Genomic DNA, 25,072 nt, shown 5'->3' on the forward strand with positions numbered 1-25,072 from the left:
TTATGTTGGCTCACTTAATGAATCTTTGTATAAGCTTACAAATTGGATTGAAACGAGACTTCTAAATGATGTTCTAATTCAAAAAGATGAAAAGTTAAAGCTATATGCCGAGGAATTAATCGAATGTCCAAAATAAAATACGTTATGGGAAAACATACTCATATACAGACATAGCAAACCGTATTAAAAAACCTTATACCGTTCGCGCCATTGGAGAAAATCCAGTACTGGTCACCATGTAGTCGGAACAAATGGTTCATTAACAAGGTATAGAGGAGGGGAACAATGAAGGAGACGCTGTTAGATCTGGAACGGAATAATAAGTAGTGGAATTTTTACGAAAAATAAAAAAAACATTAAATTAGAAGAGTGGTTTGTTACATGTGCAAGAAAAAAATATATATTCTTATGGATTCAAATAGAGATATTTATACTAGTGATATACCTGGGACTCTAGGGGGATACCGCCGAGGCAAGTTATATGGAAAACTAGATTGCCCCTCAGCGTTACGTGCAATTGCGCAGGGAGGATATATAAAATACCGAGTATTTTTTTCTGATGAAAAAACAGCAATTGCAGCTGGATATCGTCCATGCGCAGTTTGTTTACCAGAAAAATATGCGCAGTGGAAAAACACTCAAAAAAAGGAATGATAAGAATGTCTAAGATAAAACGTTACTCTTTTTCTCCTTTGATTGAGAATACAGAAAAATCAATTTTAAAACAATCGAAATCTCTAATTCCACAAAAAGAAATAGAAATGGGTACGTTGATGAATTTACTTACCTCCGTCCATCCACCAATTGAATCCATTACAATTGGTCATGGGAGAGATAATGTCTCGAAAGAGATAGCCTATGCTATAGCTGAATTATGGGAAACAAAAGGAGGAAGCGAAGGAAAGGGAGGCTATGTACTAAATATAGTAGACTGGCCTGAAGAGGCTGCTTCATGGTTACGTCCAGCAATACGTTTCACAAATGGGGAACCTGATGCATGGATTGTTACAGGGACTTTGTTAGGCTGGATTCAAATGTGTCGTCGATTATATAAAGATACAAATTGGAATGCACAAAGAACCTTTAGTTTCTCATCATTAGCCACCCCTCACATGTTAAAATTTGCAGGAGAGTCAATTGATGGACTATCTATTCTTGAAGGAATGCGTGGTAGTCTACCCTACGGCGGAATGTGGTATATAGAAAATGGAAAGATTCATAAAAATTTTGAAAGTAATATCACATATAAATAAAAATGAAAAATTTTTATAATAAATTATTAAAATAAATAATTATTAAACGTTATAATTTGTAAATAGTGGAAAAGGAAAATGTGTTGATGGTTATAAAAAAGTGCCTCCAATAGAAAAAATTTGCGAAGCACATAGTGGATGATAGGGTAAATTTACAAGACGGAATTGCAAAAATTCTATTTTCTGATGAAAAAAGAATATATCGTAACATGGAAATAGAATGGAGAATTTATAGGGTATGAAAAAAGCTTCAAAAAAGGAATTTTGCCAAATAAGACTATTTTTATAATGAAAGAAAAAGAATAAAAAATGATAAGAAAGAGATGACTTTCTGTTCAAACTTGAACGGAAAGTCATCTCTATTCGTTACACATATGTTTTTCTGTGGCCTCCAATAAGGAACTAGTTTTTTTTGCTATTGTACAGACTCTTTTTCCTCAGTAACGGCATGTATTTTATTGTTCACCCATACGAATCCTATTCCGATACAAATAGAAATACCCCAGCCGACAGCGGTCATAATCGCTCTCATTTCACCGTAGCCATCTACACCAAAAACAGAGATGAAATAAATTTTTAAAAAGCTTTTTAATATAAATTGTAGCCCGAAAAATAACGTTAAATATTGCAGTGCTGGATATATACGACTATCACGATACAGTTCACGACTTTTATCACGGTCATGCCCTTGCAGTGCTGCAATATCCGCAGCGAAATATAACATGAGTGGTTTTTTTATGAAAATTGTACATATGACGATAATACCGAGTACGATGTGATAATATGCATCATTCCACAACATTCGTTCAGCTGACCCAGATAATAAATCTACCGTTGTATTAGAAATGAGTGTAATTAAAATAAAGAACCCTGTCACGTTAAACTGTTTTTCTTTTTTAAAGGTATACAGTGTATAAATAATCCCCGGAACAGAGGAAAGTAACATCGCGTAATAAGGATCGATATAAGGTTTTGCAAATTTCCAAATGAGGAATGGGATTACGAGATAAAAGACAAGATCTAATATAGCTTTTTTATTTTGATTCATACAAAGCCTCCTTAAGTCATACATATATTTTATAATATAATTTCTGAAAATTGTATAAGGTTTAATGGGAAAAGAAAAAATATATCAATTTTCGAGGGGATAGTAGATTGAAAAAAATTGCCCCTAGCGTAGTAAGTTTTTTTAGTATATAATAAAGGAAACGCTTTCATTTTTAATTTGTTCACAAAATGGACGGAAAATCACATATTTACTATCGATATGTTGCTTTATAATGAAACTAATTAAATATACATGCATACAATATTGTGAAATAAATAACATAAATAATCTATATAAATGTAAACGTTATCAAAAGAGAGAGGTGGAGACAATGAGTAAATTTTTCTTCAATCATAATCCAGCAACAGTAGAGGATGGAAGGCTTGTTAAATATGCTGAAATTATTTATGGAGAAGGTGGCCGTTCTGTATTAGAAAATTTAATGGTGAAGGCATCTATCAGATTGCGTGATCGTTATCCGAATAAATCTGACGAGCAGATCTCGAACCTAGTAAATAAAGGCATCCATGATATGTTTCAAAAATATGTGAGCGAGTAAGAGTGGCCAATGGCTGCTCTTATTTTTTTGTATAAGGATTGTAACTCTAGCTGAAAATAAACATGTATTCTGAAAAACGTAAAAAGGAGTGGGAAAGATGAGCAATGGAATTGGACGTTCGAAAGAAAATCTTCCAACTGATGCAAATCATGTGAGCGCGAAGGATCGTGCGTATCAAAAACGCATGGCAAAGCAAAAACAACAAGAGCGTAATGAGGATAGAGAGTAACTCGAAATAAAGCTCCTTCTAAAGCAGAAGGAGCTTTATTTTGATAGAAAATGATTCGCGGTAACATAAAAGAGTCCACCGTTAATAATTTGCACTGTAATACGTGGTTCATACTGTTCTTGCAGAGCTTGTTTTTCAATTTCATAGCTCTCAGGAAGTTCGTCACTTTCTTCATAAAAACGGTTTAAAAGGTCTAAATCATGATTCCAACGCACTCTTGCTTCTTTTGCCCATGTATGGTCATCTTCTGCAATTATATTTTTTAAAGCGTCTTCTATACGTTGTAAACCACTTTGAGGTTTAATGATGGGCGAGAGCGTAAAACAAAAATCAGGTATTTTTGGTGTAAGTTTAATGTTTGTTAATGTTTCATGAAAGTTTGCCATCATTGTTCCAGAAATGAGATGAATGCCAATCGAGTGAAGGATGTCTTTTTTTCGATCACATTGATAGGAAACTTTTATATTAATACCGAGCCAAGGGTGGAGCGGTGTATGTGTTGCCCCATTATGTCTTACATCCTCATATAAACGTATGTAAGAGCCTAATTCTTTTGTCGTTTGGAAAATTTGATGTAGACGTGGTGAACCGTAGTGAATAAGCTCACCATCATTTTCTTCATTTTCTGGATTTGTAATAAGAGTAAGGCGCATCGGATTCGGTACGCCTCCTGTTTTCTCAAGATAGTGCCAATAAAAAGGGCGATTCATTAATAATTTATCCATCTCAATTGTTAACTGTACATCTAATAAATGAGGAGAACGTTCTAAAATTTCACAGTTATTCGCCTCAAAGAAATTGTATAAGTAATTATGAATTTCATGTTGCTGCATAGCCTTGCACCTCAGCTTCATTTCGTTTCGCAAAGTCGATAATAGATGTTAAGTTTTCCATCTTAATTCTAATTTCACCTTCGCTTTTTGATTGCGCGAAAATTTCTTGAATGTGCGCGTCGATGTTTTTCATATTAATTCTCGTTAAAATTTCATCGAGTTCACCGATAACACGCTCGAATAAGTTGATTTTTTCATATAACAGTTTCAGAATATGTTCTTCAACAGTATGCTTTGTAGCTAAGTTATAAATATGAACATCATTCTTTTGACCGAGACGGTGAATACGTCCGATTCTTTGCTCAAGACGCATTGGATTCCATGGCAAATCATAATTGATCATATGGCTACAAAACTGTAAGTTAATGCCTTCTCCGCCAGCTTCCGTTGCAATTAACACTTGGGCACGATTTTGGAAAATTTCCTTCATCCAATCTTTCTTCCCGCGTTTAAATCCGCCGCGGAATGGGACAGAAGAAATACCGTGTTGTTGTAAAAACCATTGTAAGTACATCTGTGATGCTCGGTATTCCGTGAAAATGACGACTTTATCGTCAATTTCTTTTATAAGCTCTAGAGCTTTAGTTGCTTTCGAGTTGAAAGGAATATGATTAATTTTGTCCATTAGCACATCGATATGTGGATCTTTTATATAATGTTCGTTTTCTTTCTGTCTTTTTTCTACATGCTTTTTCAATGAATAGTAAACAGCCTCACGACTACTACACGCTTCCCGTTTTAACGTTAACGATGAGAAAGCAGATGTGAAGGCGTCTTGTCCTCGCCAATTTTCGATATCATTATATAGAGCTTGTTCTTGTTCATTAAACTCAACAAAAATTGTACGTACATGTCTCTTCGGCCAATCGATACCGGTATTATGTCGTCTATTTCGCACCATTACTTTATTAATGAGAGCTTTTAAGTCTTCATCTGATTCGGCTGAGCGATTTTTGGAAGCGTAATATTCTTCAAAGTTGGATTGATTGCCTAAATGTCCTGGTTTTAATAAAGAAACAAGGTTAAAAATTTCATCAATCTTATTTTGAACAGGAGTAGCGGTTAGTAATAAACAAAACTTCTTTTTTAATCGTTGTGCAAATTCATAGTTTTTTGTTTTATTATTTTTCAGTTTATGTGCTTCATCGATAATAATAAGGTCATATTCTAAGTTCAACACGATATCGCGATGTGGTGAACGTTTCGCAGTATCAATTGATGATACGATTACGTCAGCTTGTTCCCATGAGTAGCTTTTCTTTTGTGCTACAGCGGGAATGAAAAACTTTGTATTCAGCTCGTATGCCCATTGTGATACGAGAGAAGCTGGGACAAGTATAAGTACCTTTTTCACGAGCCCGCGGACCATGTATTCTTTCAAAATAAGTCCAGCTTCGATTGTTTTTCCAAGGCCTACTTCATCTGCTAGAATCGCTTTACCATTCATTTGTTCAATCACATTTTGAGCGACTTCTAATTGATGCGGAAGCGGTGTGAAATGGGATAAATGTTTCGGTGCTTGTAGTCCATCAAAAGTAGGAACAAGTAACGATTTTTCTGTTTCATAAGCTAAGTGATATAAATCCCAGTTTGTCCAAGGACCATCTTCGTCAATTCTATTTAAAAAATTGTTTTGCCACGTCCGATCTACGGAAATATCGACATTCATTACAACTCTCCCACCTTTTATAAACTAAAGTAATTATTTTTTAATGTATGATGATTTACCTTAAAAGAAGGCATAATTATCGTTATTAAAGGCTATATGATAGACAATAATAAAGTATTAAATCTCAAAAGCTGTATTTATTGTGTTTTAACATAAAAAATTCTAAATTATTTTTTATGCTAGAATATTGATGAAATATAGCGAATGATGTTAGGATAATGGTGTGAAATGTGTGGAATCTTTCGTATTTTATCCAAGAAAGTGATTTTTTATTTACGCTTTCATAAAAAAATATAATGAGATTCCGTATATCCTATCTTTTCAGAATGAAAATGTTTAGAAAAGGGAAGCAACTTTTATTGATTTGTCAAAGCATAAGGGGGAGAGAGCATGATTACATTACAACGTACACCGTTATTTGATGTATACGCGAAGTATGGTGGGAAAACAATCGACTTCGGTGGTTGGGAATTACCAGTTCAATTTTCAAGCATTAAAGAAGAACACGAAGCTGTACGTACAGCTGCAGGTTTGTTCGATGTGTCTCATATGGGAGAAGTTGAAGTAAAAGGTGTAGATAGTTTAGCATTTTTACAACGTGTTGTTACAAATGACGTATCTACCTTAAAGGTAGGGGGCGCACAATATACAGCTATGTGCTACGAAAATGGTGGTACAGTAGATGATTTATTAATCTACAAACGTGGTGAAGAAGACTATTTATTAGTAATCAATGCATCAAATATCGAGAAAGATTACGAATGGTTAGCAAGTCATGTAATTGGCGATGCGACAGTAGTCAATGTTTCTAGTGAAGTTGCACAGCTTGCAATTCAAGGACCAAAAGCAGAAGGCATTTTACAAAAAGTTGTGTCAGAAGATTTGAAAGAAATTAAGTTCTTTAAATTTAAAAACGATATTCTTGTAGATGGAATTCCAGCACTTGTATCTCGTACAGGTTACACAGGTGAAGATGGATTCGAAATTTACTGTAAGAGTGAAGATGCTGCAAAACTTTGGGAGAAACTTCTTGAAGTTGGAGCAGAAGAGGGCTTAAAAGCATGTGGTTTAGGTGCTCGTGATACACTTCGATTCGAAGCAACATTACCACTTTATGGACAAGAATTATCAAAAGATATTACACCGATTGAGGCTGGAATTGGCTTTGCGGTAAAAACAAATAAAGAAGCAGACTTCTTTGGAAAAGCAACGTTAAAAGAGCAAAAAGAAAACGGTGCGCCTCGTAAATTAGTCGGCATCGAAGTAATCGAACGTGGAATTCCTCGTACGCATTACCCTGTATTTATTGGTGAAGAAAAAATTGGGGAAGTAACAAGTGGTACACAATCTCCAACGTTAAAGAAAAGCATTGGTTTAGCACTAATTGATGTAAAATACGCAGCAGTTGATACAGAAGTAGAAATTGAAATTCGTAATAAACGCGTCAAAGCAGTAGTTGTTCCAACACCATTTTACAAACGTTCAAAGTAACGGGGAGAGGGGTAGATTTCATGTTGCATCGTTATCTTCCAATGACAGAAGAAGACAAAAAAGAAATGTTACAAACGATCGGCGTTCAAACGATCGATGAATTATTCTCTGATATTCCAGAGAGTGTTCGTTTTAAAGGGGATTTAAAAATTAAAGAAGCAAAATCAGAGCCAGAGCTTTTAAAAGAGCTATCTCAAATGGCTAATAAAAATGCTAACTTAAAAGAATACGCTTCTTTCTTAGGAGCAGGCGTATACGATCATTATGCTCCAGTAATTGTAGATCATGTTATTTCTCGCTCAGAATTTTATACAGCTTATACACCATACCAACCGGAAATTTCACAAGGGGAATTACAAGCAATCTTTGAATTCCAAACAATGATTTGTGAATTAACAGGAATGGATGTAGCAAACTCTTCTATGTATGACGGGGGTACAGCTTTAGCTGAAGCGGCAATGTTAGCAGCTGGCCATACTCGCAAAAAGAAAATTCTTGTATCTAGCGCGGTTCATCCAGAATCAAGAGCAGTACTTGAAACGTATGCAAAAGGTCAAAATCTTGAAGTTGTTGAAATTAATCATAAAGATGGTGTAACAGATTTAGACGTATTACAAAGTGAAGTAGATGATACAGTTGCTTGTGTAATCGTTCAATATCCAAACTTCTTCGGACAAGTTGAAAAATTAGCTGATATTGAAAAAATCGTTCATCAACAAAAATCATTATTTATCGTTTCTTCAAATCCATTATCATTAGGCGCATTAACACCACCAGGGAAATTTGGTGCTGATATTGTAATCGGTGATGCACAACCATTCGGTATTCCAACGCAGTTTGGTGGACCGCACTGTGGTTACTTTGCAACAACGAAAGCATTTATGCGTAAAATTCCAGGACGTCTTGTTGGACAAACTGTAGATTCAGATGGTAAACGTGGATTTGTATTAACGTTACAAGCACGTGAACAGCATATTCGTCGTGATAAAGCGACATCTAACATTTGTTCAAACCAAGCGTTAAATGCATTAGCAGCTTCTGTTGCAATGACGGCACTTGGCAAACAAGGTGTGAAAGAAATGGCACGTCAAAACATTTCTAAAGCACAGTATGCAAAACGTCAATTTGAAGCGAAAGGCTTCACAGTAACATTTGCTGGACCATTCTTCAATGAGTTTGTTGTAGATTGCAAACGTCCAGTGAAAGAAGTAAACGATGCATTATTACAAAAGAATATTATCGGTGGTTACGATCTAGGCCGTGATTATAAAGAGCATGAAAACCATATGCTTGTAGCAGTAACTGAGCTTCGTACAAAAGAGGAAATTGACACACTTGTAAACGAAATGGGGGCTATCCAATGAAGAACCAAGACCAAGCACTTATCTTTGAAGTGAGTAAAGAAGGACGCATAGGATATAGCTTACCCAAATTAGATGTAGAAGAAGTGAAACTAGAAGATGTGTTTGAGAGCGATTATATTCGAGTAGAAGATGCAGAGCTACCAGAAGTATCTGAACTTGATATTATGCGCCACTATACAGCACTTTCAAACCGTAACCACGGTGTTGATTCTGGATTCTATCCACTTGGATCTTGTACGATGAAATATAATCCGAAAATTAATGAGAGTGTAGCTCGTTTCGCAGGATTTGCAAATATTCATCCACTGCAAGATGAAAAGACAGTACAAGGTGCAATGGAATTAATGTACGACTTACAAGAGCATTTAATTGAAATTACAGGTATGGATACTGTTACTTTACAACCAGCAGCTGGTGCACACGGAGAATGGACAGGTTTAATGTTAATTCGTGCATACCATGAAGCGAATGGTGACTTTAACCGTACGAAAGTAATTGTACCTGACTCTGCTCACGGAACGAACCCAGCATCTGCAACTGTAGCTGGTTTTGAAACAATTACAGTAAAATCAAATGAAAATGGCCTTGTTGACTTAGAAGACTTAAAACGTGTTGTAAACGAAGAAACAGCAGCACTTATGTTAACAAATCCTAATACATTAGGTCTATTCGAAGAAAATATTTTAGAAATGGCAGAAATCGTCCATAATGCAGGCGGTAAATTATACTATGATGGTGCAAACTTAAATGCGGTATTAAGCCAAGCACGCCCAGGAGATATGGGATTTGACGTTGTGCATTTAAACCTTCATAAAACATTTACAGGTCCTCACGGCGGTGGTGGCCCAGGTTCTGGTCCAGTAGGTGTGAAAGCTGATTTAATTCCGTACTTACCAAAACCGATTTTAGAGAAAACGGAAAGTGGTTATCACTTCAACTACGACCGCCCAGAAGCAATTGGTCGTGTGAAACCATTCTATGGTAACTTCGGAATTAACGTTCGTGCATACACGTATATTCGCTCTATGGGTCCAGATGGTTTGCGTGCAGTAACGGAGTATGCTGTATTAAATGCGAACTATATGATGAGAAGATTAGCGCCATTCTATGATCTTCCATTCGATAGACATTGTAAGCATGAATTTGTATTATCAGGTCGTCGTCAAAAGAAACTTGGTGTACGTACATTAGATATTGCAAAACGTCTGCTTGATTTTGGTTACCATCCACCAACAATTTACTTCCCATTAAATGTGGAAGAATGTATTATGATTGAGCCGACAGAAACAGAATCAAAAGAAACATTAGATGGTTTCATTGATAAGATGATTCAAATCGCTAAAGAAGTAGAAGAAAATCCAGAAGTTGTACAAGAAGCACCGCATACGACAGTCATTAAACGTTTAGACGAAACGATGGCTGCACGTAAACCAGTTTTACGTTATGCAAAGCCAGCTCCTGTACAAGTTTGATTAGAATAACAAAAGAAGAACTCGCTGAGGCGGGTTCTTTTTTTGTATGGATAATTTGTCCCGCATTAACGGACAGTAAACTTCCAACTCAAAACTTAGCTGGTGCAAAGAAGTCAGGTGGGAGATAAACTGTCCGTAAATGCCCGATTGGTTCAACTAATAATCAGTGGGGATGAACAAAAATCCCCACTGATTAAAGTTTCACTTTATGCAGAAATAGTGAAGAAAATGTTAAAAAAATATATTTTTTGTTTCCTAATGGTGTAAAGGTGTAGTTTTATAGGTAGTTTTGTTGAAAAAGTCGGTTTGATAAAAGTATTTATTTTTGTTAGAATTTTATTGAAATTAAGAAGATGTGATGAGGCAAAGATTACTCATTTTTATGTATATGTGAAAAAACGAACAAGACGGGGGTGAAAGTGTGGGATATCGATGTTATAGAATGGTATACCATTTAGAAAATGGAGAAACAATTAAAGATGTAAAAGAATTTTGCTATCGAGACCAAGGAAAAGTGTTAGAAAGAGTAGCAAATCGTGTAATGGATAATAGAGAAGTGACGGCGATTGATAAACAAGGAACAATCATTTCAATAGCATGTGAGGACATTGTAAAGGTAGAACTTGATTACATAACAGAAAGTTAACCTTGAGTCATATCGAATTATTCGATAAAATAAACTGTTGAATGGTGAAGTGAGAAGAGAGGAGTTTATCATGGGTAGTACAAGACACTTTTATATGTTTATCTTAGCGTTTGTTCTTGTTGTGGCATTAACGATTTACTTAATTGTTGACAGCAGCTGGTACAACACAGTTCATCCGGCATTCCTTCTGTTTATGTATATAGGAATTGCAGTAGTAAGTTTCGGAATGAGAGACGAGATGTTAGATCGCTTTGAAAAGTGATACATATACGAAAGACCAACAGGAAAATGTTGGTCTTTTTTTCTTGGGGAAATTTCAAAAAGGCACCTTCTTCAATAACGACAATACGAGAGCAGTAGTTTATAAAAAGAAACGCTATTTGGCACATCTTTCGGAGTATGTAATATAAAGCTGAAAACGATGATGAGAATAAGAAATAGGAAAAATAAAAATAGGATTTGCTTATGTATAGAATTTTGCATATTATTCACTCCTTTTTTTAGGTAGTATGTCCAAAAGAAAGGAGTGTATGAAAAATGTTAGGAGGGGAGAATGATGAACAAAAGAAAATGGTTATATAGAATAGGAATATTTTTATTTTCAATCGGTCTCATATTAGCAAATGTTTACTCGGATATACCACCGTTATTTCCAAGTTTACTAAAAGGGTTGGTATAAGTATTGCCATAGTTGGTCTGTTTTGTCTTATCACATCTAACTTCTACAGAAAGTCTGAATGAATATAAAAAAGGACAGTTACTCTTTTTCAGAAGTACTGTCCTTTTTTAATAACTTATTCCATAGTTTGGCGATACTCCATATAATGACGATTGCAATGGAGGCGATAATGGACCAAACAATTGATATCATTTCAATTGTCATGTTAGGAAGGAATGTGAGAATGGATAATACTTTATGAAACAATGATTCTATTATATGAAAACTTATTTGTAATAGAATGACGATACCAAGTGTGATCCATGCTAATATTTTCTTTCCTTGTTCTTTCCACATGACATTCACCTCTCGTTAGCTTAATAGTTTTAAGCCAACAGCGCCGCATAGAATACAGCTTAAGAAAGCAAGACGACGCCAATCCGCTGATTCTCGGAAAATGAGAATGCCTAGAAGTGCACTTCCGGCAGTTCCGATTCCAGTCCAAATTGCGTAAGCAGTTCCCATCGGTAATGTGTTCATCGCAAGAGATAAGAAGAAGAAGCTTACGCCGAAGTTAGCGATTAAAATAACTTTTGGTGCCCAGCCTTTCTTTTCAGTGGCTACTTTCATAAAGAGTACACCAATAATTTCACAAATACCAGCTAGAATTAAAAATACCCAAGCCATTTTATGCGGCCTCCTTCGCTTCTTTTTCTTCTGTTACTCGTTTTAAACCAATTACTCCGAAGAAGATTAAACCGATTAATAAAACTTTTACGATAGAGAAAGGTTCTCCGAAGATGAAAATCTCTGTAAGAACGATTCCACCAGCTCCGATTCCTGTAAAGACTGCGTATACAGTGCCGACAGGTAAATCTTTATAAGCTCTAAATAATAAGACGAAACTAATTGTAATTAATAGAGCAACACCAGCCCATTCAAGTGGTGCCTCTGCTTTTTTTAGTCCAATCACCCAAAATATTTCAATAATACCAGCGATGATTACATAAATCCATGCCATATGTCATTGCTCCTTCCTACCAGTCGTTAGGTAAAGGGCTTAAAAACGACGCATTGCAAAGGAGCAATCCGTCAGTTTGAAAGTCCGCGCCAAAATACTTTCCAAGAAGCGTCTAAACGTGTCTCAAAACGATTTAAACCTGCGTATAATAGTTCAACCATAAGACCGTCGAGTAAGCATAGAAAAGCCTCTAAGGCGTCTTTTACTTCAATGTTATGCAGCTCATCTTGTTCGCTTGCTCTTTTAAATACAGGGAATAAAAGTTTTCCGACGTTTTCAATGTGTACATTTGCTTTATTAATAATTTGTTCGCGAAATGCATCAGGCGGAAAATAAGAAGTTCGTAACCAAAACATTGATTCTTCACTTTCACCAAATCGTTTTGCATACCCTTTTAATAATTTTAAAAGCAATTCTTCAGTAGACGAATTGGAAAAGCTTTCGATATCGCCTGTGAAGCTCTGCAAATCTTTTTGAAGAGCAGATTCTAAGCATATGAAATATAGCTCTTCTTTTCCTTTAAAGTGTGCGTAAATCGATGGTTTTTTAATCCCAACTTCTTGAGCAATATTTGCCAATGAAGTTCCTTCATAGCCGTAGCGTGCGAAATGAGAAAGTGCTACAGCTTTAATGCGGTTTGCTGTCATTTTCATCCCCTACCTACCGTTCGTTAGGTTCATTATATGAGATGGGAAATATAATGTCAATAGGTGAAGATCTGAGAAAGAGCGTTATAAGTAACGCTCTTTTTAGACAGTCTCTCGCTCAATTAAATGGAATGAAAGTTCTTTTGCACTGCCGACAATTTGCTCGCTTTGGATCTGCTTATGGAATAAAGAAAAAGCATGTGAGCCCATTGCGAGACCGGGATGTTCAATTGTGGAAATTTCTAATGCCTTTGAAATTTCATGATTATCAAATCCAAGGATAGCAAGGTCTTCAGGTACTCGAATACCATGTTTTCGAGCCTCTGTTAATAAACCAGCTGCAACTTGATCGTTCGCTGTGAAAATAGCAGTTGGACGATTTTTCATATTTAAAATACGATGGAGTATTTGTGCTCCGTCCTGCATTGTATAGCATTGGTGGAAAATCCATTCAGGATGCAACGTTTTCCCTTCGTTACGAAGTGTATCGGCGAACGCTTTTTCGCGCTCCATGGAATTTACACTTGTTTTTCTTGCTAAACAAATTCCGATTTTTTCATGGCCTCTACTTAGTAAATAGGCAGTACCAAGACGGAAACCTTCATAATGATCTACGTAGATGGATGAAATGAGGGGATGCTTCATTTTTTCACATGAAATAATAGGGGCAAATTTTGCAAAAGGTTCGATTTGTTCCCAAGAGCTCGTTCGGGAGCAAATAATCATCCCATCAAATTGTTTCATTTTCATCATTTCAAGAACACGAATTTCTTCAATGCTATCGTAATTCGTTTGACATAAATTAATATGATACCCAGCTAATAACGCTTCGTTTCCGATTCCTTCAATAATCGTACTGAAGTAGGGGAGGTTAATGAAAGGAAGCATAACGCCAATTGTATATGTTTTCCCTCTTATTAAATGGACAGCATTTATATTTTTTGCGTAGTTTAATTCTTCAACAGCATCTAGAACACGCTTACGCTTTTCTTCTTTTACGTAAGGGTGATTATTCAGGACACGAGAAACAGTTGATATCGATACACCAGCAGTTTTAGCAATTTGTTTTATATTGGCCATATGTATCACCTCTTTCCCTTATTATAAAGGGAAAATAATAAGAAAGAAAAAATCTTGACCTGAAAAGCTTTTCACAAACTATGGTATTAATAAGACTTCTTTTTATTCGCGTAACCTTTTCACTTGGGCGTAAGAATGATAGGGGTCTTTTTTGTTTGCAAAAAGTGTTGTCAAAATGTGTGAGAATAACGTGGAAAGTTTTCAAAGGTGGAGTTTGGTGACAAAGCGAATATGAAGAGAATATCAACGCTTCGTTCGTTAAGAGAGCGATATGAAAGGGCGGAAACAAATTGAAAAAAAGAATCATTTGTTTCGTGTTTTCTAGTTTCGTGCTTAGTTCGTGTTCGTTTCAGCAAACGATGCAAGAAGAAAAACACTTTGTGGGAACAACGGGAGGAGCTATGGATCGTGTTACGGATCCTATTCCGCTAAAGGAACTTCCAAAATATTTTCCGGTGAAGTTTAAAGTTCCAACGTTTTTACCGTACGATATTACAAGTGATGTGAAGGGGGAAGTAAGAACGCTTGGGAAAAAGAACACTGTCTTAACGATTAAATATAAACAGAAAGAACCAGGTAGAAATGAGTATATTGAGTTAAATGTCGCGAACTTTCCTTATAGTTTTCCAGATCTTGTGGAAGAGAAGCGATTTCAAGAACAAATGAAACTGAATAATGGAACGTCTGCTTATTTTAAAAATAAAGATGATTATGAACGTGGTGACGAATTTGCTACGCTTATATGGAAAGAGAAAGGAATTGAATATCAACTGCTGTATCGGAATGTAGAAGAGAACGATGAAAAGGTAATCAAGCAGAATTTATTATACATTGCGAATAAGATGAAATGAAAAAACTAGCTGATTTATTCAGCTAGTTTTTTGTATGTTATTATTTCTTTTTAATTTTGCCTGTCCAAGATTTAAATCCGCCTTGTAATTGGTAGAAATCTTTGTAGCCTTGTTTTTTTAAGTATTGCGCTGCACGACCTGTACGGAATCCGCTTTGGCAATATAAGTAAACAGGTTGATCTTGACGAAGTTCTTTATGGCGAAGGCGAATTTGTGATAACGGAATGTTACGTGCACCTAAAATATGCCCTGCGTTATATTCGTCTGCTTCACGAATATCGATAAGCTGTGCTTTACGGTAGCCAGCGCGAAATTCTTCTTCTGTAAGAGTTTTAATTAATTTTTTCTGATAGAAGTACATCCATACAGTGTAGCCGATAAATGCTACGATTACGGCTAATAAAATAATCCAAGTTGTTGACACGATTCTATCGCTCCCTTTTTTCTTATCCTACTTTCAATATTATAATGCCCTTATGTATTTATGCAACAGATTCATTTGCATATAAGAAGAAATTTCGTATTCTTTCACAAATTTTGTCGAATTTGGTAGACTAGAGAATGTGAAAAATAATTGGTTATATGAGGTGCAGGATGGGAAAAGAAAAATGGTGTTATATTAACTCTGGTCAATGTTCACCGGCATTTAATATGGCGTTAGATGAATGTTTATTAAATTGGCAAAGTGAAAAGAAAATGCCACCAACAATTCGTTTTTATGAATGGGAGGTACCAACATTAACAGTTGGGTATTTTCAACGTGTTGAAAAAGATATTAATATGGATGTAGTTAACGAAAAGAAATATGGATTCGTTCGTCGTCAAACAGGCGGCAGGGGTGTACTACATGACAAAGAGTTAACGTATAGTGTTATTGTGTCTGAAGATCATCCGAATATGCCGAAAACAGTTACAGAAGCGTATCGTGTTATTTCGCAAGGTTTATTAGATGGTTTTAAGGCATTAGGGTTAGAAGCATATTATGCAGTTCCAAAAACAGAAGCAGATCGTGAAAATTTAAAAAATCCACGTTCCGGCGTATGTTTTGATGCACCATCTTGGTATGAAATTGTAGTGGAAGGACGAAAAATTGCTGGTAGTGCTCAAACACGTCAAAAAGGTGTTATTTTACAGCATGGATCGATTCCATTAGAAATTGATTTAGATGAACTATATGATCTATTTTTATTCCCAAATGAACGTGTGAAGGAACGTATGAAGAGTATGTTCTCTTCTAAAGCAGTAGCAATTAATGAATTAACAGACCGTACATTTACGATAGAACAGTTAATTAAAGCGTTTGAAGTTGGCTTTGAAAAAGGATTGGATGTAGAACTTGTTCCATATGAATTAACAGAAGAACAGTTACATGAAGTTCAAACGTTAGCGAAAGAAAAGTATGAAAGTAATGAGTGGAATTATAAAAAATAAGAGATGGCAATTGCCACCTCTTATTTTTTTATAGTAAATTAAGTACTTTTTCTACTTTGATTCCTTTATCTTGTAAAGAACGAAGGCGATTTACAACGTCCATAATTTCTTTGTCAAATGTAACGCTAATACCTTGGCTTTGTAGTTCTTCTTTTAAGCTTTCAATAGAATCATCTATGTCGATGCCAAGCTCGTAATCTTGACAAACTTCAATTGTCTTTTTCACGAGTTTAACATAATTTTCTTGTAGTTTTGAATTTGTTTCAGTCAAAGCAGGCTGCTTCGGTTTTGCAGGAGCAACCGGTGCTGTCTCTTGCTTTGTAACTGGAGTAGGGACCGCTTTTTTCACAGGCGCTGGAGTAACTAGTTCTACAGCTGCTTCTACGCTTACTGGCTTCGGTGTCGGTACCGGAGTAGGCTTAGGTGCCATAGCAGGTGTTTCCACACGCGTAACAGGCTTAGGAGCAGGCGTAATTGCTTTTGGAGCTTCTACAACTACTTCCTTTTTCGGTGCTGCTTCTACCTGTGTTTCTTCTTGCTCGGCAGCTTCTTTATTTTCTTTACTCCACATAACGCGTTCAATTTCTAGAGAAACATTGTTTTTGTTCATCGCTGTTAATGTAACTTTACCAACTTCAGCGTTTCCAGTGAAATCAACAATTTTATAAATAACACTCTTGTTCCAATCCACGTTTCCGCTCAAAAATAATTCTTCGTTACATTTCGGCGTTAAGCCCTCGATTTTAATTTCTGCGTTTACACCGTTTTCACTATATACCATAATTAGCGAAGCATTTACATCTTCGTCTGCTAACATTAGTTCACGTACCATTTTGCCGGTGCGTACTTGCGTTTTCTTCTTAACTGACATCTAATTTCTCCTCTCAAAAATTCAGTAATAATAAAAAAATCGTATAACGAAAAATAATTGCTCACGAAGATTTATGATACCGATAATAAAAGCATCACGTCAACAATTAACTTTAATTATTTTGCATTTTTCTTATTTTCTTTATGAAATTTTTCAATTTGTAAAATTAGACAGAAGAAAAAACAGCCTTTTGAAGGGCTGTTAAAAATTTGATTTTTTATATAGTAATTTATATAAAATAAAAAATAAGATAGCAATTAAAGCATTTTGCCAAAAGTTTAGATGATAAATGAGATAAGGTTGCTTTTGGAAATAAATATTTAAGAATACAGCGGAACAAAATGGAGTAGCAAATGCGAATCCAAATAGAATTCTTCTTTTCCAATTCATTTTCTGATTAAAGGAGTAACGCTTTAATAAATATAAAATAAATAGTATACCTAGTATAATTATTGAAACAGACAAAGTAGTTCCAAGGATGCTAAAAGGCGGACTTGATAATGTATTGTTTTTTTCAAAGAAAAACATAAAAAATGAAATAATTGCATTTATGCCAAACTGTATAGCAAGAAGTAAGCTAATAGAAAATCCAATTAAAGAGGCTTTTTCTAACTTTGTTTGAGTTGGTAAAGCTGATATAAGTTCATCGCAATAAGATTTTAAATTATCTCCAAAGATGTCATAAGCGTTTTTATTTTCTGCTTGTGCTTCGATGAGGTGATCTAATATTTCTAGTAACAGTTCTTCCATTTGTTGCTCTGGCACGTTAGATAAACGAAGATAAACTAACATATCGCTATAAGCAACTTCATTTTCAGGTGTTAGAAGCTCACGTTTTTTATTATTCAATTCAATCATGTCTTGTGCATTCATCCCTATCACTCCCCCTGTAATAAGTTATTTACCGTAGTTGAAACCATTCCCCAGCTTTGTTTAAATTCTTCAAGCTGCTCTAATCCTTTATCGGTTATGTGATAATATTTTCGCTTTGGACCGAGTGAGGAAGCTTTTAATGTGCCTTCGATCAATTTTTCTTTTTGCATACGTAATAATAACGGATAGATGCTTCCTTCGCTTACGAATGTAAATCCGTGTTTATTTAATTTTGTGCTCAGTTCATATCCGTACACTTCTTCTTGTGAAATGATGTATAGGATGCAACCTTCTAATACACCTTTTAACATTTGGCTGTGCATGATTTCACCACCTTTTACTCAGGTAACTTGCGTTGCAAGGTAGCTGTTATCCAAATTATAACATTCAGTAACTTGCAACGCAAGTTACTGAAGTGGAAAACTTTAATGCGTGTTAATTTTTCAACGTTTCCCATACTAACGAGAGGGAGGGAAGCACATGAAACCATTTATGCCAAAACTCGTTTACTTTGAACCAAAGGCACTTGAATATCCGCTTGGAAAAGAGCTTTATGAGAAGTTTACGAAGATGGGATTAGAAATTCGTGAAACGACATCACATAATCAAATTAGAAATTTGCCAGGAGAAAATGATTTGCAAAAGTATCGTAATGCAAAGGCTACACTTGTCGTTGGAGTAAGGAAGACGCTAAAGTTTGATACGTCAAAACCGTCAGCTGAATATGCAATTCCGCTCGCAACAGGGTGTATGGGACATTGTCATTATTGCTATTTGCAAACAACACTTGGGAGTAAGCCTTACGTTCGTGTGTATGTCAATCTTGATGAAATATTTGAGAAGGCAAAGCAATATATGGATGAAAGGGCACCTGAAATAACAAGATTTGAAGCAGCGTGTACATCAGACATTGTTGGGATTGATCATTTAACACATGCATTAAAGCGGGCGATTGAATTCATTGGAGAAAGTGAATATGGGCGCTTACGTTTCGTCACGAAATATTCGCACGTTGATCATTTATTAGATGCAAAGCATAATGGGAAAACTCGTTTCAGATTTAGTATAAATTCACGATATGTAATTAAAAATTTTGAACCAGGGACATCGCCATTTGAGGAGCGAATTGAGGCGGCACGTAAAGTAGCAGGTGCAGGTTATCCACTTGGTTTTATAGTCGCGCCACTTTATATGCATGAAGGATGGGAAGAAGGATATCGTGAACTATTTGAGCGACTGTACAATGCGCTGAAAGATATGACGATACCAAATTTAACGTTTGAATTAATTCAGCATCGTTTTACGAAACCAGCGAAAAAGGTTATTCAAGAGCGTTATCCAAATACGAAGCTTGAAATGGATGAAGAGAAGCGGAAGTATAAATGGGGACGATATGGCATCGGAAAATATGTATATAAAAAGGATGATGCAGCAGTATTGGAAGAAACGATAAGAGGTTATATAAATGAATTTTTTCCTAATGCAGAAATACAATATTTTACTTAAGGGGGGTCTGTATGCAAATACAGATTCTTTTTTGTTTTATATATTTAGGCTCGTTTTCAACTTGTCACGTTATTCTTTCTGGTGTATCATTTTATTGATTGCTTCGTACGGAATAAGCAAAATGAACTTGGATGGAGGAAACCGATGCCTACCCCTAGTATGGAAGATTATATTGAACAAATTTATTTGTTGATTGATGAAAAGGGTTACGCCCGCGTATCTGATATTGCTGAAGCGCTTAGTGTACATCCATCCTCTGTAACAAAAATGGTGCAAAAATTAGACAAAGATGAATATCTAATTTATGAAAAATATAGAGGGCTTGTATTAACAACAAAAGGTAAAAAAATCGGAGAACGTCTCGTATATCGTCATGACTTGCTAGAGCAATTTATGCGTATTATCGGTGTGGATGAAAGTAAAATTTACAATGATGTAGAAGGAATTGAACATCATTTAAGTTGGGAAGCGATTGATCGCATTGGTGATTTAGTGCAATACTTTGAACAAGATACAGTCCGAGTGGAAACACTTCGCGGTGTTCAAAGAGCAAATGAAGAGAAAAGTAATTAAGGGGAACGTATGGCGTTTCCTTTTTTATTTCAATTCGAAAAGGATGGGAGAATTATGAAAGCAATTATTTTTGATTTTGATGGATTAATTGTGGACACAGAAACGATATGGTTTCACTCTTTCAGAGATGCTGTTCGTGAATACGGCGGGGAACTACCTTTAGAGGAATTTGCGAAATGCATTGGAACAACAGATGAGGTACTTTATACATATCTAAATGATCAATTAAAAGAGAAGTTTAACAAAAGTGTATTAAAAGAAAAAGTGGCAACTTTACATAAAGAGAAAATGAGAATACCAGAAGCTCGTGACGGGGTAAAAGAATATTTAGAAGAAGCGAAAGAAATGGGATTAAAAATCGCACTAGCTTCTAGTTCTTCTAGAGAATGGGTTATTCATTTTTTAGAAGAGCTACAAATTCGAGAATATTTTGAAGTAATTAAAACGAGAGAAGATGTTGAGAAGGTAAAACCAGATCCAGCTCTTTATCGAGTTGCAATAGAAGAATTAGGAATTAAGCCATCTGAAGCTGTTGTATTTGAAGACTCATTAAATGGATTGAGAGCAGCAGTTGCAGCGGGATTAACGTGCGTTGTGGTACCTAATGATGTGACACGGAATTTACCGTTTGAAAATCATCATCTTCGAATTGAAAGTATGAGAGAGAAAAGTTTAAAAGAAGTGCTTCAAAGTATAAAAAAAGACCGTATTTCCTAAAAGGAAGCACGGTCTTTCTTTTTGCTTTTTTTGCCTTCAATGACAGTTAAATGAGACTGTTTTCTTTTTCGTTTCAAAGTGGAAGAATTCCCTTTTTTACTTTTGTCATTAGAAGTATTTGACTTAAAGAAAGAATTGCCTAGGGGTGCTACATTTTGTTTCCCATGTTTGCGGTTCGATTGTTTTGCCGCACGCTTATATGAGCTTTGCGAATTTGCGGAACCACTGGAATTTGTAAACATCTTGTATAGCAAGTAAAAGATACCGACAACAAGTAACATGTACCCGATATTTCTTAATACACCCATGGGATTTGTAATAACAGATGAAACAAGGCCGAATATTGCCAATCCGATAATAAGCACAAATATAGCGAAAGTAAACGAACGACCGTTCATAAGGGACACCTCCTAAAAACATATATTGAAATTAGTATATTAACGATGAGGAAAGGAGTTGAACACCATTTTTAAATAATTATTGTTTGTTCTCTAAACGTAATAATTCTTCAAACGATGCAATTGCTACTTCCACTTGATCATCTGTTGGTTCTTTCGTTGTTAATAGTTGTAGCCATAATCCAGGATATCCAAGTACGCGTAATACGGGAATGTCTCGTAATCGATTTGTAAATTGCAATACTTCAAAAGAAATACCAAGTACAACTGGAATTAATAAAATTCTGTTTATAACTCGTGCCCAAAGAGGATCTGTAGGGACTAGGAAATAAACGAACATTCCAATAATGACTGTAAATATAATAAAGCTACTGCCGCATCTATAATGGAGACGAGTTTGCTTTTGAACGTTTTCTACAGTCAGAGGAAGGTTATTCTCGTAAGCATTGATTACCTTATGCTCTGCACCGTGATACTGAAATACCCGCTTAATAAGTGGGGTTAAAGAAATAAAGTATATATAGCTCAATAATAGCATGAGCTTAATGACACTTTCGACAATGATTTGCCCAGTATGAGATGGGAAAATCGGTCTCGTTAATTCAGCTAATAGTGCAGGAACTGCTGTGAAAATGACTTTACCGAATATAAAAGATAAAACGCCAACAGCTGCAACTCCTAATACCATCGTTAATTTTGATTGTTCTTCTTTTTTATTTGCAATTTGTTCATCATCTTCTGGGTGGACGTCAAATCGTTCTGAAGCGAAGTTTAAATGCTTTGCTCCATTCGCACTTGCATCCACAATAGCGGCAATCCCTCGTAAAAATGGAATTTTTTTTAGGGTAGATAGTACTTTATTACGAACGCGTGGTAATCGATAAAATTCAATCGATTTATCTTTACGACGAACCGCTGTAACAGTATATTCTCTACCGCCAAACATAACTCCTTCTATGACCGCTTGCCCGCCATATATTTGTTTTGACTCTTCTGCCATGTTAACACCAACCTGTATTTGTTTCTCTCTTATGTAGAAAAAGAGGCAATTGTCATACTGGGTTCTGTCGTTTTGAAATAAGACAATCACCGAGTTTCCTTTATTTTATCGGCAAATACAAGTAGATGACAAGGGAAAATGTTATGAGAGTCGGACATTTCTTATTCTTTTTATAGACAAATTTCGCAGGATTTAAACATGCTTCAAAATAGTTTCGGGCATACTATTGAGCGGAGGTGTCGATGTGAGTCAAGAACAATTAGGAACAAGGAATTTTGTGCAGATTGGTTTGTTTGGTGGAATCTTTTGGGGCGGGATCTGGTATTTCCTTCATATATTTTCATTCACGGAGGCGGGACCGAATTATTTCCTTTTACCATTTGCGTTTGGAAGTTGGAAAGAGGGGGTATGGGGCAATGTGTTCGGAATAGTGTGTATGGGACTTCTTTCAATTTTGATCGCCTTTTTGTATAAAGCATTTTTTGCGAAGTTTGAAGGGATTATAGCGGGAATTATTTATGGGCTATTTTGGTGGGCACTACTGTTTTTGGGGATGGGTTTAATGGCTCCTGTTATTAAAAGTGCGCTCCATTTACCAAAAGAGACAATTGTGACGACAATATGTATTTTTATATTGTATGGTGTGTTTATAGCATATTCTGTTTCTTACGCAGTGAATAGCAATAAAGCAGAACAAGAAGGGCAAGAGAAGACGAACTATTCAAATAAGTAACTCCTATGTTAAAATATTGTATAGATATTTAATATTAAGGAGTTTTAAGAATATGAAAAAGTTACTCCTCGTAAACGGTCCTAACCTAAATCGCCTCGGTGTTCGTGAGGTAAATGTATATGGAAAGGGCACGCTAGCGACACTTGAAGCAGATATGAAGCAAGAAGCAGAAACAATGGGAGTGGAGTTAGAATGTTTCCAATCGAATCATGAAGGTGCCATTATCGACATTATTCATGAAGCGGAAGATATATATGAAGGGATCATTTTAAATCCGGGAGCATTTACGCATTATAGCTATGCGATTCGTGATGCCATTGCGAGCATTTCGATTCCTGTTATTGAAGTACATATTTCTAACATTCATCAGCGTGAATCGTTCCGTCATGAATCTGTGACGGCAGCTGTTTGTGCAGGTCAAATTGTAGGATTTGGTTTTTATGGCTATAAGTTAGCGTTATTTGCATTAATGGAGAAATTGAGGGAGGCATAAAGTAATGGAGAAAATTGAAAGATTACGAAGTGCATTTGATGAGGCTGGCATTGACGGTATTTTGTTAACAAATGAACATAGTCGTAGATATATGGCTAACTTCACAGGAACAGCAGGCGTTGTTCTTATTTCAAAAGATCGTGCTCAATTTATTACAGATTTCCGTTACGTCGAGCAGGCAAGTAAACAAGCGGTTGGATATGAGGTTGTACAGCACGCAGGATTGATCATTGATGAAGTGGCAAAGCAAGTGAAAGAGCTTGGAATTCAAAAACTTGGTTTTGAGCAAGATACTCTTACATATAGTTCTTATTCAGTGCATAAGGAAGCGATTGATGCTGAATTTATCCCGACTTCTGGACTTGTAGAAAAGTTACGCTTGATAAAGACTGATTCAGAGATTAAGATATTAAAGGAAGCTGCACAGATTGCAGATGCTGCCTTTGAGCATATTCTATCATTCATTCGCCCGGGAGTATCTGAAATTGAAGTGTCAAATGAACTTGAATTTTTCATGAGAAAACAAGGAGCAACATCTTCTTCGTTTGATATTATCGTTGCTTCAGGTCTTCGTTCGGCATTACCGCACGGCGTGGCATCTGAAAAAGTGATAGAAACAGGAGATTTCGTTACATTAGACTTCGGCGCTTATTACAAAGGATATTGTTCTGATATTACTCGTACGATTGCAGTCGGTGAACCATCTGATAAATTAAAAGAAATTTATAATATCGTTTTAGAAGCACAACTACGTGGTGTGAACGGTATTAAAGCTGGTTTAACAGGTCGCGAGGCTGATGCGCTAACGCGTGACTACATAACGGAAAAAGGATATGGTGAATACTTTGGACACTCTACTGGTCATGGAATAGGTCTTGAAATCCATGAAGCACCAGGTTTAGCGTTCCGTTCTGATACAGTACTTGAACCAGGTATGGCTGTAACAGTAGAGCCAGGTATTTATATTCCAGGTATTGGCGGCGTACGTATTGAAGATGATATCATTGTGACAAGTGAAGGTAATGAAGTAATTACGAAATCACCAAAAGAACTTATTATTTTGTAATACACAGGAGGATTTTTTTACATGATTTCAGTAAACGATTTTCGTACAGGTTTAACAATTTCAGTGGACAATGCCCTTTGGCAAGTACTTGATTTCCAACACGTAAAGCCAGGTAAAGGTGCTGCATTCGTTCGTTCTAAACTACGTAATCTTCGCACAGGTTCTGTTCAAGAGAAAACATTCCGTGCAGGTGAGAAAGTAGAAAAAGCACACATCGAAAACCGTCGTATGCAATACTTATACGCAAGCGGTGAGGCTCACGTATTTATGGATAACGGAACTTATGAGCAAATCGAACTTGGTGAAAAACAAATCGAGCGCGAGCTTAAATTCCTAAAAGAAAACATGGAAGTAGCAATTATGACTTACCAAGGCGAAGTACTTGGTGTTGAACTTCCAAACACAGTTGAATTACAAGTTACAGAAACAGAGCCTGGTATTAAAGGTGATACTGCTTCTAACGTAACAAAACCAGCTACATTAGAAACTGGTCTTGTTGTACAAGTACCAATCTTCATTAACGAAGGCGAAATGCTTATCATCAACACTGGTGAAGGTAAATACGTTTCTCGTGCATAGTAAAAAAACAC

The 25,072-nt window shown here is 35.9% G+C and carries 34 protein-coding genes and 1 pseudogene; 20 read left to right on the top strand and 15 right to left on the bottom strand.

The window, feature by feature from the left end:
* Positions 1-170: 170 nt before the first annotated feature.
* The 3 genes from BLT20_RS30945 to BLT20_RS06110 all read left to right on the top strand — a co-directional run bounded on the left by BLT20_RS30945 (position 171) and on the right by BLT20_RS06110 (position 1,253).
* Positions 171-242 carry a hypothetical protein gene (locus BLT20_RS30945; RefSeq protein ID WP_227077850.1) on the top strand — a complete coding sequence of 24 codons (72 nt, stop codon included), beginning with the start codon at positions 171-173 and terminating at the stop codon, positions 240-242.
* Positions 243-408: 166 nt separating this feature from the next.
* Positions 409-654, top strand: a complete 246-nt coding sequence (locus BLT20_RS06105) for an Ada metal-binding domain-containing protein (RefSeq protein WP_002026309.1) — start codon at positions 409-411, stop codon at positions 652-654.
* A gap of 5 nt (positions 655-659) precedes the next feature.
* Positions 660-1,253: a hypothetical protein gene (locus tag BLT20_RS06110; protein WP_000034919.1), complete on the top strand. Its 594-nt coding sequence runs from the start codon at positions 660-662 to the stop codon at positions 1,251-1,253.
* A gap of 415 nt (positions 1,254-1,668) precedes the next feature.
* Here BLT20_RS06110 and BLT20_RS06115 read toward each other — a convergent pair whose 3' ends face one another.
* Entirely contained in the window at positions 1,669-2,301 is a 633-nt protein-coding gene (locus BLT20_RS06115) for a VC0807 family protein (protein ID WP_001073110.1), read from the bottom strand.
* Positions 2,302-2,442: 141 nt separating this feature from the next.
* On the bottom strand, positions 2,443-2,559 hold the full coding sequence (locus BLT20_RS06120) for a hypothetical protein (RefSeq protein WP_001987222.1): 117 nt from the start codon (positions 2,557-2,559) through the stop codon (positions 2,443-2,445).
* 73 nt (positions 2,560-2,632) lie between these two features.
* On the opposite strand from BLT20_RS06120, the gene BLT20_RS06125 reads away from it, so the two are divergent.
* Together BLT20_RS06125 and BLT20_RS30950 are read left to right on the top strand one after the other, a co-directional pair.
* A complete protein-coding gene (locus BLT20_RS06125) occupies positions 2,633-2,860 on the top strand; it encodes a hypothetical protein (RefSeq protein ID WP_000032702.1) in 228 nt (75 codons plus the stop codon).
* A 97-nt stretch (positions 2,861-2,957) separates the two neighbouring features.
* The gene (locus BLT20_RS30950; protein ID WP_000064668.1) at positions 2,958-3,089 is read left to right on the top strand and encodes a hypothetical protein; all 132 of its coding nucleotides are present in this window, start codon (positions 2,958-2,960) and stop codon (positions 3,087-3,089) included.
* A 35-nt stretch (positions 3,090-3,124) separates the two neighbouring features.
* On the opposite strand, the gene BLT20_RS06135 is transcribed toward BLT20_RS30950, so the two are convergent.
* A complete protein-coding gene (locus BLT20_RS06135; protein ID WP_001183964.1) occupies positions 3,125-3,922 on the bottom strand; it encodes a YqhG family protein in 798 nt (265 codons plus the stop codon).
* Complete coding sequence (locus tag BLT20_RS06140) at positions 3,909-5,591, bottom strand: DEAD/DEAH box helicase (protein ID WP_001100038.1); 1,683 nt, start codon at positions 5,589-5,591, stop codon at positions 3,909-3,911. The genes BLT20_RS06135 and BLT20_RS06140 overlap by 14 nt, the downstream gene beginning before the upstream one ends.
* A gap of 390 nt (positions 5,592-5,981) precedes the next feature.
* Here BLT20_RS06140 and gcvT point away from each other — a divergent pair, with 390 nt between their 5' ends.
* From gcvT to BLT20_RS06180, 6 genes and pseudogenes are all read left to right on the top strand, one after another.
* Positions 5,982-7,082, top strand: a complete 1,101-nt coding sequence (gene gcvT / locus BLT20_RS06145; RefSeq protein ID WP_000631769.1) for a glycine cleavage system aminomethyltransferase GcvT — start codon at positions 5,982-5,984, stop codon at positions 7,080-7,082.
* A gap of 20 nt (positions 7,083-7,102) precedes the next feature.
* Positions 7,103-8,446: an aminomethyl-transferring glycine dehydrogenase subunit 1 gene (gene gcvPA, locus BLT20_RS06150; RefSeq protein ID WP_000903228.1), complete on the top strand. Its 1,344-nt coding sequence runs from the start codon at positions 7,103-7,105 to the stop codon at positions 8,444-8,446.
* Positions 8,443-9,918, top strand: coding sequence for an aminomethyl-transferring glycine dehydrogenase subunit 2 (gcvPB, locus tag BLT20_RS06155; protein ID WP_000795703.1), 1,476 nt, complete (start codon positions 8,443-8,445; stop codon positions 9,916-9,918). Before gcvPA ends, gcvPB begins: the two co-directional genes overlap by 4 nt.
* A gap of 442 nt (positions 9,919-10,360) precedes the next feature.
* Positions 10,361-10,564 carry a DUF3929 family protein gene (locus BLT20_RS06165; RefSeq protein WP_000262496.1) on the top strand — a complete coding sequence of 68 codons (204 nt, stop codon included), beginning with the start codon at positions 10,361-10,363 and terminating at the stop codon, positions 10,562-10,564.
* A 70-nt stretch (positions 10,565-10,634) separates the two neighbouring features.
* The gene (locus BLT20_RS06170) at positions 10,635-10,826 is read left to right on the top strand and encodes a hypothetical protein (RefSeq protein ID WP_000535933.1); all 192 of its coding nucleotides are present in this window, start codon (positions 10,635-10,637) and stop codon (positions 10,824-10,826) included.
* A 291-nt stretch (positions 10,827-11,117) separates the two neighbouring features.
* Positions 11,118-11,305: pseudogene (locus BLT20_RS06180) on the top strand (hypothetical protein).
* 16 nt (positions 11,306-11,321) lie between these two features.
* Here BLT20_RS06180 and BLT20_RS06185 read toward each other — a convergent pair.
* The 5 genes from BLT20_RS06185 to BLT20_RS06205 all read right to left on the bottom strand — a co-directional run bounded on the left by BLT20_RS06185 (position 11,322) and on the right by BLT20_RS06205 (position 13,970).
* The gene (locus BLT20_RS06185) at positions 11,322-11,579 is read right to left on the bottom strand and encodes a DUF3975 family protein (protein ID WP_000265429.1); all 258 of its coding nucleotides are present in this window, start codon (positions 11,577-11,579) and stop codon (positions 11,322-11,324) included.
* A gap of 15 nt (positions 11,580-11,594) precedes the next feature.
* Positions 11,595-11,909, bottom strand: coding sequence for a DMT family transporter (locus BLT20_RS06190; RefSeq protein WP_000312623.1), 315 nt, complete (start codon positions 11,907-11,909; stop codon positions 11,595-11,597).
* A gap of 1 nt (position 11,910) precedes the next feature.
* Positions 11,911-12,243 carry a DMT family transporter gene (locus tag BLT20_RS06195; protein WP_000312339.1) on the bottom strand — a complete coding sequence of 111 codons (333 nt, stop codon included), beginning with the start codon at positions 12,241-12,243 and terminating at the stop codon, positions 11,911-11,913.
* A gap of 71 nt (positions 12,244-12,314) precedes the next feature.
* The gene (locus BLT20_RS06200; RefSeq protein ID WP_002005730.1) at positions 12,315-12,896 is read right to left on the bottom strand and encodes a TetR/AcrR family transcriptional regulator; all 582 of its coding nucleotides are present in this window, start codon (positions 12,894-12,896) and stop codon (positions 12,315-12,317) included.
* A 96-nt stretch (positions 12,897-12,992) separates the two neighbouring features.
* Complete coding sequence (locus BLT20_RS06205) at positions 12,993-13,970, bottom strand: LacI family DNA-binding transcriptional regulator (protein WP_001273985.1); 978 nt, start codon at positions 13,968-13,970, stop codon at positions 12,993-12,995.
* Between the two features lie 314 nt (positions 13,971-14,284).
* Between BLT20_RS06205 and BLT20_RS06210 the strand changes: the two genes are divergently transcribed.
* Positions 14,285-14,821, top strand: a complete 537-nt coding sequence (locus BLT20_RS06210; RefSeq protein ID WP_033666640.1) for a hypothetical protein — start codon at positions 14,285-14,287, stop codon at positions 14,819-14,821.
* A gap of 40 nt (positions 14,822-14,861) precedes the next feature.
* Here the strand turns inward: BLT20_RS06210 and BLT20_RS06215 are convergent, their stop codons facing one another.
* Positions 14,862-15,245 (bottom strand): rhodanese-like domain-containing protein, encoded by a 384-nt coding sequence (locus BLT20_RS06215; protein WP_000108653.1) that lies wholly within the window; start codon positions 15,243-15,245, stop codon positions 14,862-14,864.
* Positions 15,246-15,415: 170 nt separating this feature from the next.
* Between BLT20_RS06215 and BLT20_RS06220 the strand changes: the two genes are divergently transcribed.
* Positions 15,416-16,252 (top strand): lipoate--protein ligase family protein, encoded by an 837-nt coding sequence (locus tag BLT20_RS06220; protein ID WP_000514081.1) that lies wholly within the window; start codon positions 15,416-15,418, stop codon positions 16,250-16,252.
* Between the two features lie 28 nt (positions 16,253-16,280).
* Here the strand turns inward: BLT20_RS06220 and BLT20_RS06225 are convergent, their stop codons facing one another.
* The 3 genes from BLT20_RS06225 to BLT20_RS06235 form a co-directional block, all read right to left on the bottom strand.
* On the bottom strand, positions 16,281-17,123 hold the full coding sequence (locus BLT20_RS06225; RefSeq protein WP_000111898.1) for a hypothetical protein: 843 nt from the start codon (positions 17,121-17,123) through the stop codon (positions 16,281-16,283).
* A gap of 201 nt (positions 17,124-17,324) precedes the next feature.
* Entirely contained in the window at positions 17,325-17,996 is a 672-nt protein-coding gene (locus BLT20_RS06230; RefSeq protein ID WP_000993578.1) for a DUF1129 family protein, read from the bottom strand.
* 5 nt (positions 17,997-18,001) lie between these two features.
* Positions 18,002-18,319 (bottom strand): PadR family transcriptional regulator, encoded by a 318-nt coding sequence (locus BLT20_RS06235; protein ID WP_000556078.1) that lies wholly within the window; start codon positions 18,317-18,319, stop codon positions 18,002-18,004.
* 157 nt (positions 18,320-18,476) lie between these two features.
* Between BLT20_RS06235 and splB the strand changes: the two genes are divergently transcribed.
* From splB to BLT20_RS06250, 3 genes are all read left to right on the top strand, one after another.
* Positions 18,477-19,502 carry a spore photoproduct lyase gene (splB, locus tag BLT20_RS06240; RefSeq protein WP_000802107.1) on the top strand — a complete coding sequence of 342 codons (1,026 nt, stop codon included), beginning with the start codon at positions 18,477-18,479 and terminating at the stop codon, positions 19,500-19,502.
* Positions 19,503-19,646: 144 nt separating this feature from the next.
* Entirely contained in the window at positions 19,647-20,075 is a 429-nt protein-coding gene (gene mntR, locus BLT20_RS06245; RefSeq protein WP_001143085.1) for a transcriptional regulator MntR, read from the top strand.
* A 54-nt stretch (positions 20,076-20,129) separates the two neighbouring features.
* Positions 20,130-20,792 (top strand): HAD family hydrolase, encoded by a 663-nt coding sequence (locus BLT20_RS06250; protein WP_025687934.1) that lies wholly within the window; start codon positions 20,130-20,132, stop codon positions 20,790-20,792.
* On the opposite strand, the gene BLT20_RS06255 is transcribed toward BLT20_RS06250, so the two are convergent.
* Together BLT20_RS06255 and BLT20_RS06260 are read right to left on the bottom strand one after the other, a co-directional pair.
* Complete coding sequence (locus tag BLT20_RS06255) at positions 20,789-21,190, bottom strand: SA1362 family protein (protein WP_001014463.1); 402 nt, start codon at positions 21,188-21,190, stop codon at positions 20,789-20,791. The two genes, BLT20_RS06250 and BLT20_RS06255, sit on opposite strands and share 4 nt — an antisense overlap.
* A gap of 79 nt (positions 21,191-21,269) precedes the next feature.
* Positions 21,270-22,190, bottom strand: coding sequence for a DUF1385 domain-containing protein (locus BLT20_RS06260; RefSeq protein WP_000807121.1), 921 nt, complete (start codon positions 22,188-22,190; stop codon positions 21,270-21,272).
* A gap of 244 nt (positions 22,191-22,434) precedes the next feature.
* Here BLT20_RS06260 and BLT20_RS06265 point away from each other — a divergent pair, with 244 nt between their 5' ends.
* From BLT20_RS06265 to efp, 4 genes are read left to right on the top strand one after another with little or no spacing between them, the layout of a single operon-like run.
* On the top strand, positions 22,435-22,923 hold the full coding sequence (locus tag BLT20_RS06265; RefSeq protein ID WP_000076881.1) for a YqhR family membrane protein: 489 nt from the start codon (positions 22,435-22,437) through the stop codon (positions 22,921-22,923).
* A 52-nt stretch (positions 22,924-22,975) separates the two neighbouring features.
* Positions 22,976-23,416 carry a type II 3-dehydroquinate dehydratase gene (gene aroQ, locus BLT20_RS06270; RefSeq protein WP_000735140.1) on the top strand — a complete coding sequence of 147 codons (441 nt, stop codon included), beginning with the start codon at positions 22,976-22,978 and terminating at the stop codon, positions 23,414-23,416.
* 4 nt (positions 23,417-23,420) lie between these two features.
* A complete protein-coding gene (gene pepQ / locus BLT20_RS06275) occupies positions 23,421-24,482 on the top strand; it encodes a Xaa-Pro dipeptidase (RefSeq protein WP_000411040.1) in 1,062 nt (353 codons plus the stop codon).
* Positions 24,483-24,503: 21 nt separating this feature from the next.
* Positions 24,504-25,061, top strand: coding sequence for an elongation factor P (efp, locus tag BLT20_RS06280; protein WP_000626516.1), 558 nt, complete (start codon positions 24,504-24,506; stop codon positions 25,059-25,061).
* The last annotated feature ends 11 nt before the right edge of the window (positions 25,062-25,072 follow it).

The organism is Bacillus sp. cl96 (genome assembly GCF_900100505.1).
In the GTDB taxonomy this organism is placed as follows: Bacteria; Bacillota; Bacilli; order Bacillales; family Bacillaceae_G; genus Bacillus_A; species Bacillus_A cereus.